Annotated in this window: 15 protein-coding genes; 7 read left to right on the top strand and 8 right to left on the bottom strand. The window is 70.9% G+C overall.

The features are described 5' to 3' along the window. Positions 1-11: 11 nt before the first annotated feature. The 4 genes from SSMG_RS28190 to cobC are packed head-to-tail and all read left to right on the top strand — an operon-like array spanning position 12 to position 4,987. Positions 12-2,027, top strand: a complete 2,016-nt coding sequence (locus tag SSMG_RS28190; RefSeq protein ID WP_009081624.1) for a putative cobaltochelatase — start codon at positions 12-14, stop codon at positions 2,025-2,027. Then, on the top strand, positions 2,027-2,641 hold the full coding sequence (gene cobO / locus SSMG_RS47235) for a cob(I)yrinic acid a,c-diamide adenosyltransferase (RefSeq protein WP_009081621.1): 615 nt from the start codon (positions 2,027-2,029) through the stop codon (positions 2,639-2,641). The genes SSMG_RS28190 and cobO overlap by 1 nt, the downstream gene beginning before the upstream one ends. Then, a complete protein-coding gene (locus tag SSMG_RS28180; protein ID WP_009081619.1) occupies positions 2,635-3,987 on the top strand; it encodes a cobyrinate a,c-diamide synthase in 1,353 nt (450 codons plus the stop codon). Before cobO ends, SSMG_RS28180 begins: the two co-directional genes overlap by 7 nt. Further along, positions 3,980-4,987, top strand: a complete 1,008-nt coding sequence (gene cobC, locus SSMG_RS28175) for an Rv2231c family pyridoxal phosphate-dependent protein CobC (RefSeq protein WP_009081617.1) — start codon at positions 3,980-3,982, stop codon at positions 4,985-4,987. Before SSMG_RS28180 ends, cobC begins: the two co-directional genes overlap by 8 nt. Here cobC and SSMG_RS28170 read toward each other — a convergent pair. The 4 genes from SSMG_RS28170 to SSMG_RS28155 all read right to left on the bottom strand — a co-directional run bounded on the left by SSMG_RS28170 (position 4,984) and on the right by SSMG_RS28155 (position 8,912). Then, on the bottom strand, positions 4,984-6,159 hold the full coding sequence (locus SSMG_RS28170) for a hypothetical protein (RefSeq protein WP_100266906.1): 1,176 nt from the start codon (positions 6,157-6,159) through the stop codon (positions 4,984-4,986). The genes cobC and SSMG_RS28170 overlap by 4 nt on opposite strands. An 81-nt stretch (positions 6,160-6,240) precedes the next feature. Beyond that, positions 6,241-6,996 carry an adenosylcobinamide-GDP ribazoletransferase gene (locus tag SSMG_RS28165; protein WP_009081613.1) on the bottom strand — a complete coding sequence of 252 codons (756 nt, stop codon included), beginning with the start codon at positions 6,994-6,996 and terminating at the stop codon, positions 6,241-6,243. Positions 6,997-7,282: 286 nt separating this feature from the next. Next, on the bottom strand, positions 7,283-8,296 hold the full coding sequence (cobT, locus tag SSMG_RS28160; protein ID WP_009081611.1) for a nicotinate-nucleotide--dimethylbenzimidazole phosphoribosyltransferase: 1,014 nt from the start codon (positions 8,294-8,296) through the stop codon (positions 7,283-7,285). A gap of 10 nt (positions 8,297-8,306) precedes the next feature. Then, the gene (locus tag SSMG_RS28155; RefSeq protein WP_009081609.1) at positions 8,307-8,912 is read right to left on the bottom strand and encodes a bifunctional adenosylcobinamide kinase/adenosylcobinamide-phosphate guanylyltransferase; all 606 of its coding nucleotides are present in this window, start codon (positions 8,910-8,912) and stop codon (positions 8,307-8,309) included. A 36-nt stretch (positions 8,913-8,948) separates the two neighbouring features. Between SSMG_RS28155 and SSMG_RS28150 the strand changes: the two genes are divergently transcribed. Both SSMG_RS28150 and SSMG_RS28145 read left to right on the top strand, forming a co-directional pair. After that, positions 8,949-9,917 (top strand): cobalamin biosynthesis protein, encoded by a 969-nt coding sequence (locus SSMG_RS28150; RefSeq protein ID WP_009081607.1) that lies wholly within the window; start codon positions 8,949-8,951, stop codon positions 9,915-9,917. Beyond that, positions 9,914-11,392 (top strand): cobyric acid synthase, encoded by a 1,479-nt coding sequence (locus SSMG_RS28145; protein ID WP_009081606.1) that lies wholly within the window; start codon positions 9,914-9,916, stop codon positions 11,390-11,392. The genes SSMG_RS28150 and SSMG_RS28145 overlap by 4 nt, the downstream gene beginning before the upstream one ends. A gap of 4 nt (positions 11,393-11,396) precedes the next feature. Here the strand turns inward: SSMG_RS28145 and SSMG_RS28140 are convergent, their stop codons facing one another. The 3 genes from SSMG_RS28140 to SSMG_RS28130 form a co-directional block, all read right to left on the bottom strand. After that, a complete protein-coding gene (locus SSMG_RS28140; protein WP_009081604.1) occupies positions 11,397-11,954 on the bottom strand; it encodes a DUF4190 domain-containing protein in 558 nt (185 codons plus the stop codon). A 74-nt stretch (positions 11,955-12,028) separates the two neighbouring features. Continuing rightward, a complete protein-coding gene (locus tag SSMG_RS28135; protein ID WP_009081602.1) occupies positions 12,029-12,670 on the bottom strand; it encodes a response regulator transcription factor in 642 nt (213 codons plus the stop codon). Continuing rightward, positions 12,664-13,758 (bottom strand): sensor histidine kinase, encoded by a 1,095-nt coding sequence (locus SSMG_RS28130; protein WP_009081600.1) that lies wholly within the window; start codon positions 13,756-13,758, stop codon positions 12,664-12,666. The genes SSMG_RS28135 and SSMG_RS28130 overlap by 7 nt, the downstream gene beginning before the upstream one ends. Before the next feature lie 196 nt (positions 13,759-13,954). Here SSMG_RS28130 and SSMG_RS28125 point away from each other — a divergent pair, with 196 nt between their 5' ends. Continuing rightward, a complete protein-coding gene (locus SSMG_RS28125; RefSeq protein WP_009081598.1) occupies positions 13,955-14,419 on the top strand; it encodes a hypothetical protein in 465 nt (154 codons plus the stop codon). On the opposite strand, the gene SSMG_RS28120 is transcribed toward SSMG_RS28125, so the two are convergent. Next, positions 14,403-15,563 carry a hypothetical protein gene (locus tag SSMG_RS28120; RefSeq protein WP_009081596.1) on the bottom strand — a complete coding sequence of 387 codons (1,161 nt, stop codon included), beginning with the start codon at positions 15,561-15,563 and terminating at the stop codon, positions 14,403-14,405. The two genes, SSMG_RS28125 and SSMG_RS28120, sit on opposite strands and share 17 nt — an antisense overlap. Positions 15,564-15,574 lie beyond the last annotated feature (11 nt).

The raw sequence follows: 15,574 nt of genomic DNA, 5'->3' as shown, positions 1-15,574 counted from the left end.
TTCGCTGTGCGATGATCGGCCGGACGCCGACCCACGAGGGAGTGCTCTTGAAGCCCTATCCGTTCACCGCTGTCGTCGGGATGCCGGACCTGCGTCTGGCGCTCGTCCTTTCCTCGATCTCGCCCGCGGTCGGCGGGGTCCTGGTGCGGGGCGAGAAGGGCACCGCGAAGTCGACCATGGTGCGCGCGCTGGCCGGGTTGCTGCCGGGGGTCGACGTGGTGGACGGCTGCCGGTTCTCCTGCGACCCGGTTTCGCCGGACCCGGCGTGCCCGGACGGCCCGCACGCGGCGGACGCGCCCGCGCACCGGCGGCCGGCGCGGCTGGTGGAGCTGCCGGTCGGCGCGGCGGAGGACCGGGTGGTCGGCTCGCTGAACCTGGAGAAGGCGCTGTCCGAGGGCGTCACCGACTACCAGCCCGGCCTGCTGGCCGCCGCGCATCGCGGGCTGCTGTACGTCGACGAGGTCAACCTGCTGCACGATCACCTGGTGGACACGCTGCTCGACGCGGCGGCGATGGGCCGGGCGACGGTCGAGCGCGAGGGCGTTTCCGTCTCGCACGCGGCGCGGTTCGTGCTGATCGGGACGATGAACCCGGAGGAGGGCGAGCTGCGGCCGCAGCTGCTCGACCGGTTCGGGCTGACTGTCGAGGTCGCGTCGAGCCGGGATCCGGAGCAGCGCGTCGAGGTCGTCCGGCGGCGGCTGGCCTACGAAGCGGATCCGGACGGGTTCGCGGACGGCTATGCCTCGTCGGACGCGGCCCTGGCGGCGGAGATCGAAGCGGCGCAACGGCTTTTGCCGTCGGTGAAGTTGCCGGACGAAGCGCTGCGGCAGATCGCCGAGGTGTGCGCGTCGTTCGAGGTCGACGGCATGCGCGCGGACATCGTGACGGCGCGGACGGCGGTCGCGCACGCGGCGTGGGCCGGGCGTGCCGAGGTCACCACGGAGGACATCCGGGTCGCGGCGCGGCTCGCGCTGCCGCACCGGCGGCGGCGGAATCCGTTTGACGCGCCGGGAATTTCCGAGGAACAGCTGGAGCAGGCGCTGGAGGATGCGCAGCCGCCTCCTGAAGGACCGGACGACGACGGTCCGTCTGGCGGCGGGCCTGGCCCGGAGGACGGCGGGCCGATTCCAGATGGTGGTCCGTCCGAGGGCGCTCCGCCGTCTGAGTCTCCTGACCAGGCTCCTTCGGGCAATGGGTCTTCGCCGCAGAAGACGGTCGGTGCCGGGGATGCCTTTCGCGCGCGGGTGTTCCGGGTGAAGGGCACTGGCGAGGGCGAGCGCGGCCGCCGGTCGCGTGCGATCACGGACACCGGCCGGACGATCGGCGTGCAGCCGCCCAGCGTGCGGGACGGACGGCCGCATCTGGTCGCCACGATCCGTGCTGCCGCACCGCATCAGCAGGCTCGCGGCCGGTCCGGGGCGGGGCTCGAGGTGCGGTCCGCGGATCTGCGGTTCGCGTTGCGCGAAGGCCGGGAAGGCAATCTGGTGCTGTTCTGCGTGGACGCGTCGGGTTCGATGGGCGCGCGGGCGCGGATGCGGGAAGTGAAGACCGCCGTGCTTTCCCTGCTGTTGGACGCCTACCAACGGCGGGACAAGGTCGGTCTGGTCACGTTCCGTGGCACGGGCGCCGAGCTGGCGCTGCCGCCGACGATCAGCGTCGAGGCCGCCGCTGCCCGGTTGGAAGGCTTGCCGACCGGCGGACGTACGCCGCTCGCCGAGGGATTGCTGGAGGCCGCGCGGGTGCTGCGGGTCGAGGCGATCCGGGACCCGCGCCGTCGGCCGCTGCTGGTGCTCGTCACCGACGGCCGCGCGACGAGCGGCTCCGACGCGGTGGCCCGGGCGAAGGCGGCCGCGGGATTGCTGACCGACGTGACGACGATCGTGATGGACTGCGAGACCGGCCGGATGCGCCTCGGCTTGGCCGCGGAACTGGCTGGCCACTTGGGAGCTGAACACGTGCCACTGTCCGATGTGGCCGCTGAATCGCTCGCTTCGGCGGTGCGCGAACGGACGGGGAGGGCTGCCTGATGCCGCAGGGAAAACCGGCTGTCGTGCCGAAGGACGGGCTCACCACGCGGCAGCGCCGCAACCGTCCGCTGCTCGCCGTGCACACCGGCGAGATGAAAGGGAAGTCCACCGCGGCGTTCGGAATGGCGTTGCGCGCGTGGAACCAGGGCTGGTCGATCGGCGTGTTCCAGTTCGTGAAGTCGGCGAAATGGCGCGTGGGCGAGGAAGCCGCGTTCAAAGCGCTCGGGAAGCTGCACGACGACACCGGACAGGGCGGTCCGGTCGAATGGCACAAAATGGGCGAGGGCTGGAGCTGGTCGCGCAAACCAGGGTCCGAAGAGGACCATGCCGCCAACGCGCGCGAAGGCTGGGCGGAAATCAAACGCCGGCTCGCCGCCGAGACGCACGATTTCTATGTCCTCGACGAATTCAGCTACCTGCTCAAATGGGGCTGGCTCGAAGTGGACGACGTCGTGTCCGCTTTGGCCGCTCGGCCCGGACACCAGCACGTCGTGATCACCGGCCGCTACGCGCCGCCGGAGCTGATCGAGGCCGCGGATCTGGTCGCGGAAATGACGAAGGTGAAGCACCCGATGGACGCCGGGCAGAAGGGCCAGCGGGGGATCGAGTGGTAGCCCGGGTCGTCATTGCCGCGCCCGGTTCCGGGCACGGCAAAACCACCATCGCGGCCGGGCTGATGGCCGCGTTGCGCTCCGCCGGGCACGTCGTGTCCGGGCACAAGGTCGGCCCGGACTTCATCGACCCCAGCTACCATTCGCTCGCCACCGGCCGTCCCGCGCGGAACCTGGACCCGTTCCTGCAGGGCGAGGACACCCTGGTTCCGTTGCTGCGGCACGGTTCCGCGGGTGCGGACCTCGCCGTCATCGAAGGCGTGATGGGCCTTTTCGACGGCGCTTTGGGCACCGAAGGCTACGCGTCGACCGCCCATGTCGCGCGCTTGCTCGACGCGCCGGTCGTGCTGGTGGTCGACGCTTCTGCGGCTTCACGCAGTGTCGCGGCGACCGTGCTGGGGTTCGCGCAGTACGACACCCGCGTCCGGCTCGCCGGGGTGATTCTGAACAAGCTGGGGTCGCAACGGCACGAGGACGAGATCGTCACCGCGCTGGAAGCGACCGGCGTCCCGTTGCTGGGTGCGTTGCGGCGCAACGAAAACGTGCACGCGCCGAGCCGCCATCTCGGCTTGGTGCCAGCCGCCGAACGAGCCGCGGAATCGCGGCGGTTGCTGCCGGAACTGGCGGACTGGGTCGCGGCCGGGATCGATCTCGAAGCCATTGTGCGAGTGGCCCGAAGTGCTCCCGCGTTGAACGGTCCATTGTGGAATGCCGGACCCGAATGGGACGGTCCACGTGCGACCCTCGCCGCCGCCGGCGGTCCGGCGTTCACCTTCCGCTACGCCGAGAACATCGAACTGCTGGCCGCGCGCGGAATCGACGTCGTCGACATCGACCCCTTGCGGGACAAGGATTTGCCCGCGGGTTGTGCCGGGTTGTACTTCGGCGGAGGTTTCCCGGAAGTGCATGCCGCCGAACTTTCGTCCAATGTGGAACTCCGGACCGCGGTCGGCGCGGCGATCGACGCGGGCATGCCGGTGAGCGCGGAATGTGCGGGCCTGCTGTACCTGTGCCGTTCGCTCGACGGATTGCCGATGGTCGGCGCCGTCGCCGCGGACGCGACCATGACCTCCCGGGGAAAGCTCGGCTACCGCCGGGCCGTCTCGGTCGCGGACAACGTGCTCGCCGCGGCCGGACAGCGGGTCACCGGACACGAATTCCACCGCACCGAAATCGCGCCCGCCCATGGGGAAACCGCCGCGTGGGGCTGGGACCGCGGCCTGGACGGGTTCGCCTCGCCTTCCCTGCACGCGTCCTATCTGCATGTGCACTGGGCCGGACATCCCGAACTGGCAGACCGTTTCGCCTCGCGGGTGCGCGCCCATTCCCTGGCAGCGGTCCATGGCTGAGTACGACCTCCACCACCACGGCGACCGCGAAGTCGGCGACGGACTGGTCGATCTGGCCGTGAATGTCCGGCTTCCAACTCCGCCAGCTTGGCTGCGCGCCGAACTCGCCGCCGCCTTGGACGACCTGGCCGCCTACCCCGACCCGACTCGCGCGGCGGAAGCCGTCGCCGCCCGGCACGGCCGGGATTTCGATGACGTCCTCGTGACCGCGGGTGCCGCGGAAGCATTCACGCTGCTGGCTTCTCTCGCGGCGGAGCACGCAGTGGTGGTCCATCCGCAATTCACCGAACCGGAAGCCGCCCTGCGCGCCGCTGGACACGCTGTCGACCGAGTCCTCCTGTCCGAAGTGGACGATTACCGGCTTGCGCTCGAATTGGTCCCCGATTCGGCCGACCTGGTCTTCATCGGCAATCCGACCAACCCCACCTCGGTCCTGCACCCCGCGGATTCGCTGCGAGCACTGGCCCGCCCCGGCCGGATCCTCGTGGTGGACGAAGCCTTCCTGGACGCCGTCCCCGGGGAAGTAGAAAGCCTTGCCGGGGAACAAATCCCGGGCGTGGTAGTGCTGCGAAGTCTCACCAAGACGTGGGGCTTGGCAGGGCTGCGAGCCGGATACGTCCTCGGCGAACCTTCCCTGATCGCCCGCTTGCGCGCCGTTCAGCCGCCCTGGTCTGTGTCCACTTTGGCCGCAGTGGCGACGGTCGCCTGCTGCCGCCCCGCCGCGCTGGAAGAAGCCGAAAAGCTGGCCGCCGCCGCGGAAGCCGACCGCGACTATCTGGAATCCGGATTGGCCGCACTGGGAATCCCGGTACTCGGCACCCCGCGTGGCCCGTTCGTGCTGATCCGGGTCCCCGGCGGTGCGGACGTCCGCTTGCGCCTGCGCGAAGCAGGCTACGCCGTCCGCCGCGGCGACACCTTCCCCGGTCTGGGACCCGATCACCTGCGCATCGCCGTCCGAGACCGCGCGACAACGGAATGCGTTCCTTGCCGCTCTGGCTAACGCTTCTGGAGCGCGGTGAATTCGTCCAGCCAAGCGTAGTTCGGTGCCGCGGTGCCGTCGGGGTTCTTCTGGACGGTCGCCCGCGCGAACACGCTGTTGAGGAGCCACGGCGGAGTGTCCGGCCCGAAGTCCGCCCCCTTGAGCGCGGCGATGCCCTGGTCGATGCCGTAAGTGGCGACGGCGAGCTTGCCGGTCGCGCGGAACTTCGTCATCTGGTCGGTCAGGAAGTTCTTGTTGTTCTCGAACCACGGGCTGGTGCGAAGGAAATCGTCCCACCGCTGCTTGGGGAACGGCTGGTGCAACGCGTTCCGGATGACCTGCCAGACCTTGGTGTCCTCGCGGACGCGGTATTTGGCCGCGTACTCGGCGGAGATCCGGTCGCCGAGATGTTTCTTCCACAATTGGACCAGCGAAAACTCGGTGACGAGGAACTTCTTGCCGCCCAGCCTGGGCAGGACGTAATCGAGAAACGCCTGGACCTGGTCCGGTTCGCCGACGTGCGGATGGAGGTCGGCGCCCTCGATCTCCGGGGTGTCGCGGACGTACTTCATCCAGCGCTCAGTGCCGGGGCCCGTCCACTGGGGATCCTCGAGATTGTTGAGCGCGCCCAGATACAGGACGGTCTTTCCCCGGCGCTGCTTGATCACGTGGGCGGCGATGGTCTCGTAGAATTCGTTGAGCGCGCCGTCGTTCCAGTCGGCCCGCGGGCATTCGATGAACGGCTCGTTGCCGAGCACCAGGATGTCGACCTTGTCCAGCACCGCGGGAAGCACTTTGTCGACCCGCGCGAGATCGGCCTGCATCGCCGGAGTTCCGGGCCGCGGAATCTGCTGGTGGTTCTCGGGAAAATACGGAAACTTGAGCGACAGCACAGTGCCGTATTGCCGATCACCGGCTTGAAGGAGCGTCTTGATCGTCGGGTTTTCGGTGGCGTCCTGCTTGTCCAGGTCAGGCATCGCGGTGAACCCGCGCACCCACTTCGCGCCGGAGCGCTGAAGCTCGTCCCAGCCCATGGTGTCCGGATCGGCGTTGAAATTCGCGCCGAGCGTCCCGTCCGGCTTGGGCACCGCGGTGCCCGGGGTTGAATTGCAGGCCGCCGTCGCGAGAACCGAAAGCCCGGCGGACAGCTGAAACAGCCGCCGCCGGGTGAGCCGCAGAGGTATGGGTGGCACGAGGTCCCCTCGGTCTTTCGTCGCGGACCTCCCCTTGGTAACACGGGGCGGGTGCCTGCCGCAGCCTGGGACGGAGTTGATTCAGGCCGTCGCCAGCAGCGCCGCGGCCACCGCCACCTCGACGCAACCGCCGAGGACGTCGCCGGTTACTCCGCCGATGCGTTGGACGCAGCGGGCCAGCAAGATCGCTGCGGCGGCGTAGCCGAGTGCCACCGCGAGGACCCCTCGCCACCACGACAATCCGGGAGCCAACGCCGCGCACCCTGCGGCGAGCACGAACACCGTCGCACTTACCAGGACGGGGACTGACCCGGCGACCGTCGCGCCCAATCCTTCGGGGCGGGCCGAAGGGACCCCTCGTGCGCAGCACAGCGAGAGCACGCACCGTCCACACAGGACGGACAGGACCGCGGCGGCGATCCCGTGCCCGTGCGAGATCGCGCCGGTCAGGGCGCCGGTTTGGACGAGGAGGACGAAGAGCAGCGTCGCGACCCCGGTGGGTCCGGAGTCGCCGCGGCGCATGACGTCCAGGGCTTTCGCGCGGTCGTAGGAGGCACCGAGCCCGTCGGCGGTGTCGGCGAGACCGTCGAGGTGCAGGCCGCGACTGCCCAGGGCGACCGTCCCGAGCGCCAGCGCGGCGACGGCCAGCGCGGGGAGCCCGAGCGCGACCCCGCCCGCCACGACGAGCCCGGCCACCGCGGCGAGCGGGAGCGCGGCGAGGGGGCCGAGCGCCATCGCCACGCCCGCCACCCGCCGATCGATCGTGCGCGGAGCCGGGACCGGGACGGTGGTCAGTGTTCCCATGGCGAGCCGGATGCCGTCGCTGAGCGGGATCACGGCTTGCGCCCCAATGTGGCATTGGGTGCGTGGGACGCACCGAACGCCACATTGGGTGCGTCGGACGCAACCAATGTGGCATTGGGGCGATCCCCGGCGAAGCGGATACCGCGCCGACCCATTGCCGGACCGTCGAGCCGAGCCGCCGACCGATCTCCTCGCTGTCTCGCGGACGCGACGGGCAAAGCCTCGAATCCGGGCCGATCTCCTGGCCGCGCCCCGTGCTGAACCGCAGCCCAACGCCTGAACCGGTCCCGAGGCAAAGTCCGCGCTCCCAGCAAACAGCTCACCCGAGGTCCGCCAGCAAACCCATCTCCGCGATCACCGCACGTGCCGCCCGCAGAGTGGGCACTGCCTGCACCGCCCCGCTGCCCTCGCCGAGCCGGAGGCCCAGGTCGAGGATCGGCGTCAACCCCAGCGCCTTCAGGGCAAACGCTTGCGCCGGTTCCGTCGAACGATGTCCGGCCAGCCACCACTGCTCCGCACCGGGCGCGATGTCCCGAGCGACCAACGCCGCCGTCGCGGAGAAAATGCCGTCCAGCAGCACCGGGATTCCCCGGACGGCCGCTTCCACCAAGAAACCGGCCGTCGCGGCCAGGCAGGCGCTGCCGAGGGCTGTCAGGCGGTCGAACGGGTCGGTGACGGGGCGGCGCGACAGGGCAGTGGCGACCACGGCGGTCTTGCGTTCCAAAGCTTCCCCGGAAACGCCGGTGCCGGTGCCGACCACCTCGGCCGCGGGGAGGCCCAGCGCGGAAGCCACGACGGCGGCGCAAACGGTGGTGTTGCCGATGCCCATGTCGCCCGGAATGAGAACGTCCGCAGCGGACTCCGAGGCAGCGATGGCCCGTCCCGCCTCAAAAGCCGCGAGCGCCTCGCCGGGGGCCAAAGCGTCCTCCACGTCGATCGCACCCGAACCGCGGCGGATCTTGTGGGCGGTGACTTCGTCGGGAACATCCGCGGCGTCCCAATCGACCGCGATGTCGGCTACCCGGACGCTGGCCCCGACCTGCGCGGCGAGCACCGTCACGCCGCTGCGTCCGGCCAGGAACACGCGCACCATCGCCGCCGTGACCTCGCGCGGGTACGCCGACTGCGCCGACACGCCGTGGTCGCCGGCGAAGACGACCACGCGGACGTCGTCCAGCGGGCGCGGCGGGACCACCCCGTGCGCGGCGCTCAGCCAGGCCGCGAGTTCCTCCAGCCTGCCGAGCGAGCCGACCGGTTTGACCAGGCCGTCCAGGCGCTCCAAGGCGGCGGCGCGGGCGGCGGCGTCCGGGACGGGGATGGCGAAACTCGGCACGGCTGGCTCCTCACGGAAGGTCGAGCGCCCGCCCGGCGACGATGAGCGACACCCGGTCGCTGTCGGCGGACACCCGGTTGTTGAGTGCGCCCAGCACATCACGGAACAGCCGTCCGGACACCGTTGCGGGCACCACACCGCTGCCGACCTCGTTGCTGACCGCGACGACCGGCACCCGCGCCTGGCTCCACGCGGCCAGGAAATCCTCGAGCCGGTCGTCCAGCCTGCGCTCCCAGCCCGATGTGCTCGACCACGCGCCGACCTCGTCGAGGACCCGCGACAGCCAGGTGCCGAGACAGTCGATCAGCAGCGGGCTCGTCGCGTTGCGCAGCACGGTCGCCAGGTCGGTGGTCTCGACCGTCGTCCAGTGGCGCGGGCGGCGGGCCCGGTGCGCCTCGACGCGGGCGGCCCATTCCGGGTCCTCGGCCGACGGGGGCAGCCCGGGAGCGACGTACACGAGGTGGGGGTGGTGCGCGACGAGCCGCTCCGCGTGCCTCGACTTGCCCGAGCGAACCCCGCCGAGAACGAGCACCTTGCCGTCGTCGCGTCCGTACCGGCGGAGGGCCTGCGCCAGGGTTTCGAGAGACCCGGCGAGCCGGTGCGTCAGCTTGGTCATACCCGGCATTCTCTCCCTAGCGCTACGGTTCGCCACGTGCCACTCCGACAAGCCGTCACCGCGGCCGGGCTGATCGCCGGATACGCCGCCGACGCGTGGTTCGGCGACCCGCGCCGGGGACATCCGGTCGCCGCCTTCGGCACCGCCGCTGGCCAGCTCGAACGCTGGTGGTGGGCCGATTCCAAGCCGCGCGGGGCGGCCCACGCGGCGGTCTGCGCGGGGTCCGTGGTCGGATTCGGGCTGCTTGCCGAGAAGGCGGCGCGGAACCGGCCGGGTGCCCGATTCGTCCTGACCGCCGCGGCGACGTGGGCCGTCCTGGGCGGCCGCGGGCTCGCCGCGGAGGGACGCGAAATGGCGCGATTACTCGAATCGGGTGAATTGCCCGCCGCCCGGCAGCGGCTCAGCCACCTCTGCGCGCGCGACGCGACCGGTCTCGACTCGGCCGAGCTGACCCGCGCGGCCACCGAATCGATCGCCGAGAACACCTCCGACGCGGTCGTCGCGCCGTTGCTGTGGGGTGCGGTCGCGGGCGTGCCGGGGCTGCTGGGGTACCGCGCGGTGAACACGCTCGACGCGATGATCGGCTACCGCTCGCCGCGCCACCGCAACTTCGGCTGGTTCGCCGCGCGCACCGACGACTGGGCCAATCTGGTGCCCGCGCGCGTCGGCGCGGTGCTGACCGCGGTGACCGCGCCGCTGGCCGGCGGACATACGCGGTCGGCCTGGCGGGCTTGGCGCCGCGACGGCAGTGCGCATCCGAGTCCGAACGCGGGACAGGTCGAGGCTGCTTTCGCTGGTGCGCTGGACATCCGGCTCGGCGGCACGAACACGTATCACGGCGAGGTCGAGCGCCGGAGCACGCTGGGCGACGGACGGCCGCCGGGGGCGAGCGATCTGCGCCGGGCGGTGCGGTTGTCGCGGCTGGTCGGCGCGGCGGCGCTGGCGGTCGCGGCGGGGATCGCGGTGAGCGGGATGCGGAGCGCGGGGATTACGGTGGCGGGATGAGCGGGCTGCTGATCGCCGGTACCACGTCCGACGCCGGGAAAAGCCTGGTCACCGCTGGACTCTGCCGCTGGTTCGCGCGGCGCGGCGTGCGGGTCGCGCCGTTCAAGGCGCAGAACATGTCGAACAACTCGATGGTCTGCGCGGACGGTGCGGAGATCGGCCGCGCGCAGTGGCTGCAGGCGCGGGCGGCGCGGGTGGAGCCGGAAGCGGCGATGAACCCCGTACTGCTCAAGCCGGGCAGCGACCGGCGCAGTCACGTGATCGCGCTCGGCAAGCCGTACGGCACGCTCGAAGCCGGGGAGTACGCCACCGGCCGGGCTGGGCTCGCGGACATCGCCTTCGCCGCGTTTGCCGAGCTGCGGCAACGGTTTGACCTCGTCGTCTGTGAGGGCGCGGGCAGCCCGGCGGAGATCAACCTGCGCTCCGGCGACTACGTCAACCTGGGCCTGGCGCGGCGGTTTTCGCTGCCGGTGCTGGTGGTCGGCGACATCGACCGCGGCGGGGTGCTGGCCGCGATGTTCGGCACGCTCGCGTTGCTGTCGCCCGAGGACCAGGCGCTCGTCGCGGGCTGGCTGGTGAACAAATTCCGCGGTGACGTCGGGTTGCTGCAGCCCGGGTTGAACAGCCTGGAGAAGGTCACCGGACGGCCGGTGCTCGGCGTGCTGCCGTGGCTGGACCGCGTGTGGATCGACTCCGAGGACGCCCTCGCCGCGGCCGGATGGCGGCACGAAGCCGCGCAACGCGGGTTGCGGGTCGCGGTCGTCCGGTTCCCGCGGGCGTCCAACGCGACCGACGTGGACGCGCTCGCGGCGGAGCCGGGCGTCACGGTGAGCCTGACCGCCGACCCGGATACCGTCGCCGCCGCGGATCTGGTCGTGCTGCCGGGCTCGCGGGCCACTGTGGACGATCTGAAGTGGTTGCGTACGCGAGGTTTAGCGGATGCGGTGACCGCGCGGGCTAAGGCGGGTCTTCCGGTGCTGGGGATCTGCGGCGGCTACCAGATGCTCGCGGAGTCCATTGAGGACAACGTCGAGTCGGAAGCCGGGCTGGTCGAAGGGCTGGGACTGCTGCCGACGCGCGTGAAGTTCGCCGAGGAGAAGGTGCTCGGCCGTCCGGTCGGCGAGTGGCGCGGGCATCGGGTGGAGGCGTACGAGATCCATCACGGCAGTGCGGGTTCGGCGGATGCGGAGTCGTTTTTGGACGGTTACCGGGTCGGTTCGGTGTGGGGGACCACGTGGCATGGCGCGTTGGAGAACGACGGGTTCCGGCGTGCGTGGCTTGCCGAGGCGGCGGCGCAGGCCGGGATCGAGTGGCAGGCGGTCGAGGGTGCGCCGGGGTTCGCGGATTTGCGGGAGGACATGCTGGACCGGCTGGCGGACGCGATTCAGTCCGAAGTGGACACGGGGATGCTGCTGGCGCTGGCGGAGGCGGGCGCGCCGGGCGGGTTGCCGTTCGTGCCGCCGGGGGCTCCCTGAGCGGTCAGTGCACGACCCGGCCGGTGGTGGGGAAGTCGGTCTCGAGCGTGCATACCGCGTGCTGGCCGGGGGAGTCCGAGGTGGACGGCTGCCGTGCGCTCACGTGAACGTAGTCCGGCGGGACGCTGCTCGCGAAGTACTCCTTGGCTTCGGCCTCGCACGCGCTGCGGAGCGAATCGCCGCCGGGGGCCAGGCGGAACACCTCGATGTCGTGCGCGTCCTCGCAGGACACCGGGCTGGCTTTGGCGCCCGAGCGGAAACAGTCGCCGGGGCTGGCGTGGAACAGCGGGTCCGGGGAAGGACTGGCCACCGCGAGCCCGATCAGGAGCGCCGCGACCCACGCGCCGCTGATCGACAAGCCGGCGATCGCGAGCCCGCGGCCCGGGTTGCCGAATACGCGGGTCTGGCGGAGCGCGATGACGCCGAACGCGATGCTCAACGGCAGGCTGAACGCCGGGATCGCCAGGATCAGCGACGCGATCGCGAAGCCGTTGGTGCCGCGCGGTTCCGCGGGCGGCGGCGCGTCTTCGTAGCTCGGCCCGGTCGGTTTCGGCAGCGGCATTGGGGTCCCCTCGGAAACGGCCCCCCGACCCGGCGTCGAGCATAGAACCCGGCCGCTCCTCGCGGGATAACGATTCAGGCGAGCCCGGCGTCGTGCACCAGGATCGCGACCTGCGTGCGGTTCGCCGCCTCGGTCTTGGCCATGATCCGTCCCAAGTGGACCTTCACGGTCGCCTCGCTGAGCCCGAGCGCTCGGGCGATCTCGGCGTTGCTCGAGCCCTGTCCGACAGCCACCGCGACCTCGCGTTCACGAGGCGTCAGCGGTTCGAGCCGAGTCCGGGCAGACGTCGGAGTGGCGGCACTGGCGAAGTGCGTCAACAACCGCCGAGTGATGGACGGCGACAGCATCGCCTCGCCGTCGCCGACCACGTGCATCGCCTTGACCAGCTCGCGCGGCGGCGTGTCCTTCAGCAGGAAACCCGTGGCACCGTGGCGAAGCGCTTCGTGCACGTACTCGTCGAGGTCGAACGTCGTCAGCACCACGACTGCGGGCGCGTCCGGTTCGGCGGTCACCAGGCGGGTCACCTCCAGGCCGTCGACCTCGGGCATCTGCACGTCGGTGAGCACGAGGTCCGGCCGGTGCTCGCGGACGAGGGCGAGCGCTTCGCGGCCGTCGCCGGCTTCCGCGACCACCTCGATCCCCGGATCGGATTCCAGGATCATCCGGATGCCGCTGCGTACGAGCACCTCGTCGTCGATCAGCAGGATTTTCAGCACGGTTCCTCCGCTCGCAGCGGGAACGCCGCCCGCACCCGGTAACTGCCCGCGCCGTCCGGTCCGGCGCGGAGCGTTCCGCCGGTCAGCGTGACGCGTTCGCGCATGCCGACCAGTCCGTAGCCCGCGCCGGGCAGTCCGGCCGAATCGGCGAGCGGGTTGGCCACTTCGACCACGAGCTGATCATCCGAAGTGGACAGTCCTACGTCGATTGCGGTTCCTGGCGCGTGTTTCGCGGCGTTGGTGAGAGCTTCCTGCACGATCCGGTACGCCGCGCGCCCGATCGAGTCGGGCACGTCCGGCATCGGCTCCGGCAGGCTGGCGCGCACCTGCGCCCCGGCGGCGGCGAGATCGTCGGCGAGTTGGCGGACCCCGTCGAGCGTCGGGTCCGGCAGCGAGCGCGGTTCCGGGCCGTCGTCGCGGAGCACCCGGAGGATGTCGCGCAATTCGTTGAGCGCGGCGGAACTCGATTCGCGGATCACCTCGGCGAGCTGCGCGGTCTCGTCGTCCTTGGCCCGCACGGAAAGCGCGCCTGCCTGCAACGCCACGATGCTGACCCGGTGCGCGACGACGTCGTGCATTTCACGGGCGATCCGCCGCCGCTCGGCCGCCACGGCGCGCTCGCCGAGCAGATCCCGCTCGCGTTCGGCCTGCTCCGCGCGGTCGCGCAGGGCCGCGAGCAAGGCCGTGCGCTGGTGCATCCACAACCCGGCCAGCGTCGGGACCACGACCTCCAGCACGAGAGCGAGCCCGAACGTCTTCCAGTCCGGCGGGCTCGACGGCCGGATAAACGACACGACCAGCCCGGTTTCCGAGAGCACGGCGACCGCGGTCGGCCAGCGGAGCCCGCGCAGCGAAGCGACCGTGTAGAGAGTGACGGAGGTGCCCCACAACGGCGGCGTGGCCAGCGCGACGCCGACCGACGCCAGCATCGCGGGCAACGGGAACCGGCGGCGCAGCAGCACCGCCAGGAACATCGCCGCGACCGCGACCGGCCAGAACCACGGACGGCCCGCGTCCGGCGGTTCGCCGGCCAGCGTCAGGCCGAGCACGGCGAGCGCCGCGGCCAGGTCGATCAGGTGGTTGCGCACCCGGCCACCGTAGGCCCTGCCCGAAATTCCCCCACCGGGCGTTCGAGAAGGAAATCATGACCGCGATGGCGGGGCGCCGGGGCGGGAAGGCTCCGGCGATCGGCGCGAGCGGTGGTCGCCGCGCTCCGGTTGCCGATGCGTTTTACCAGGGTATTCTGCCGGACATCGCGATCAAACCAGCCCGGGAGTGCGGATCATGTCCTACGCCGTCGATTTCACCACCGTGTCGACTGTCGGCCTGGAGTCGTCTCCGGTCGCGGACGCGCTCGCCGGGCTGCGGGCGAACGAGGCGCGCTACTTCAAGAACAAGTACGACCACGTGTTCACCGTCGAGCCCGCCGCCGAGGTACCGGAGATCATCGAGCGGGTGCACCGGATTCTCAAGGAAGAACGCGACATCGTCATTTCCTCGCGGCCGCTGGAAGCGACCGAATTCGAGGTCGACGGCATCCGGATGTCCTACGTGTTCTACGAGAGCGGCCTGTCGATCAACGTCATGTACACCCTCGAGGACGGCGGCAAGCGGGCCGTCGGGTTCAAGCTTTCCGACGGGATGGACGTCCCGGAGGAACTCGCCGACAAGTTCAAGTTCGCGCGCCAGAAGTCGAAGCTCGCCGGGACGATCCGCGGGTCCTACTTCGTGATCAAGAACGAGTACTGACCCGCAGCGCGGCGCTGCGCAGGCACAGCAGCAGCGGGAGCGAGCTGTCGTCGCGGAGCCGAGGCGGCAGCGCGTTCGCTTCGACCAGCGGTACGCCGTCGGCCAGTTCTCGGCCCAGCGCGGCCAGGTCGACCTCCAGGACGGTGACTCCGGCGCTGTAGAGCCGTTCCGCGCCCTTCGTCCGGCGGCTGGTCAGTTCGGTGCTGTCGACGGACAGCTGGGTGACGCCGAAGAATTCCGGCTTCGCGCCGCGTTCGAGCCAGCGGGCGAAACCGGTCAACCGCGTTCCGGAGATTTCGCTGGGGCGGACGGCGGCTTCCTCGCACAGTTCGCGTTCCATTCCGGCACACACCGCGGTGTGCAGGGTCCGGCGGGTTCCGCCTTGCGGGGCAAGGAGATCCTGCGGTTCCAGGCTGCCGCTTCCGGACGGGGCGAGCAGCAGCCCGCTGGCCGAGTTCCGGGCGGACTGGCGGACGACGACGAGCAGGCCGTCCGAGGTGAACGCGATCGTGGAGACGCCGACGAGATCGGCCAGCGTGCTCGCGGCGAGGGTTCGGAGCGCGCCGGACGAGTCAGTCAGTTCCTCGCTGCGCAGGTCGTATTCGCGGCCGTCAGCGGAGTTCGTGATGCGCAGCGAGGCGAGTTCGTTGCTGCAGACCGCGTCGAAGAACCGCGCGCGATGCAGGACGATCGGCGCCGGCCGCGCCCCGGCGACCGGCAGCGGTTCGCCGCGCATGCCGACGATCGGACCGTTGAACAGCAACCGGCCGCGAGCCCGCAACGGCAGCACGTGCGGGGCGGTGGCCTTCAGCTTCGCGGGCAGCCGGTAAGGCTCCTCCGCGACGGTGATGCCGAAGGTGGTTTCGGCGAGGGCCGCGTCGATGGCGTCGCTGACCAACGCCGTGCCGCGGGAGGGAATCGCCAGGTACCGCGCGTCCGGATACGCGTGCGGCGGCGGAGTGTCGGCGACCGGGAACGGCGCGGCGATCGCGGTGAACTCGTAACCGGCCCACCGTTTCCGCAGCAGGCGGACGTCGCGCACGAGGGTGAGCAGGCCGAGCAGGAGCGCGACGACCGAGAGCACGACGCCGAACGCGCTCGGCAGGATCGTGACGGCCCCGAGCACGACCCCGAGCGCGGACACGGCGACCGGCC

Origin of the sequence: Streptomyces sp. AA4, from assembly GCF_000158875.1 — a bacterium.
GTDB lineage: Bacteria > Actinomycetota > Actinomycetes > Mycobacteriales > Pseudonocardiaceae > Amycolatopsis.
The sequence above is the reverse complement of the archived record's forward strand: the minus strand, read 5'-3'. Positions and strand labels throughout refer to the sequence as shown.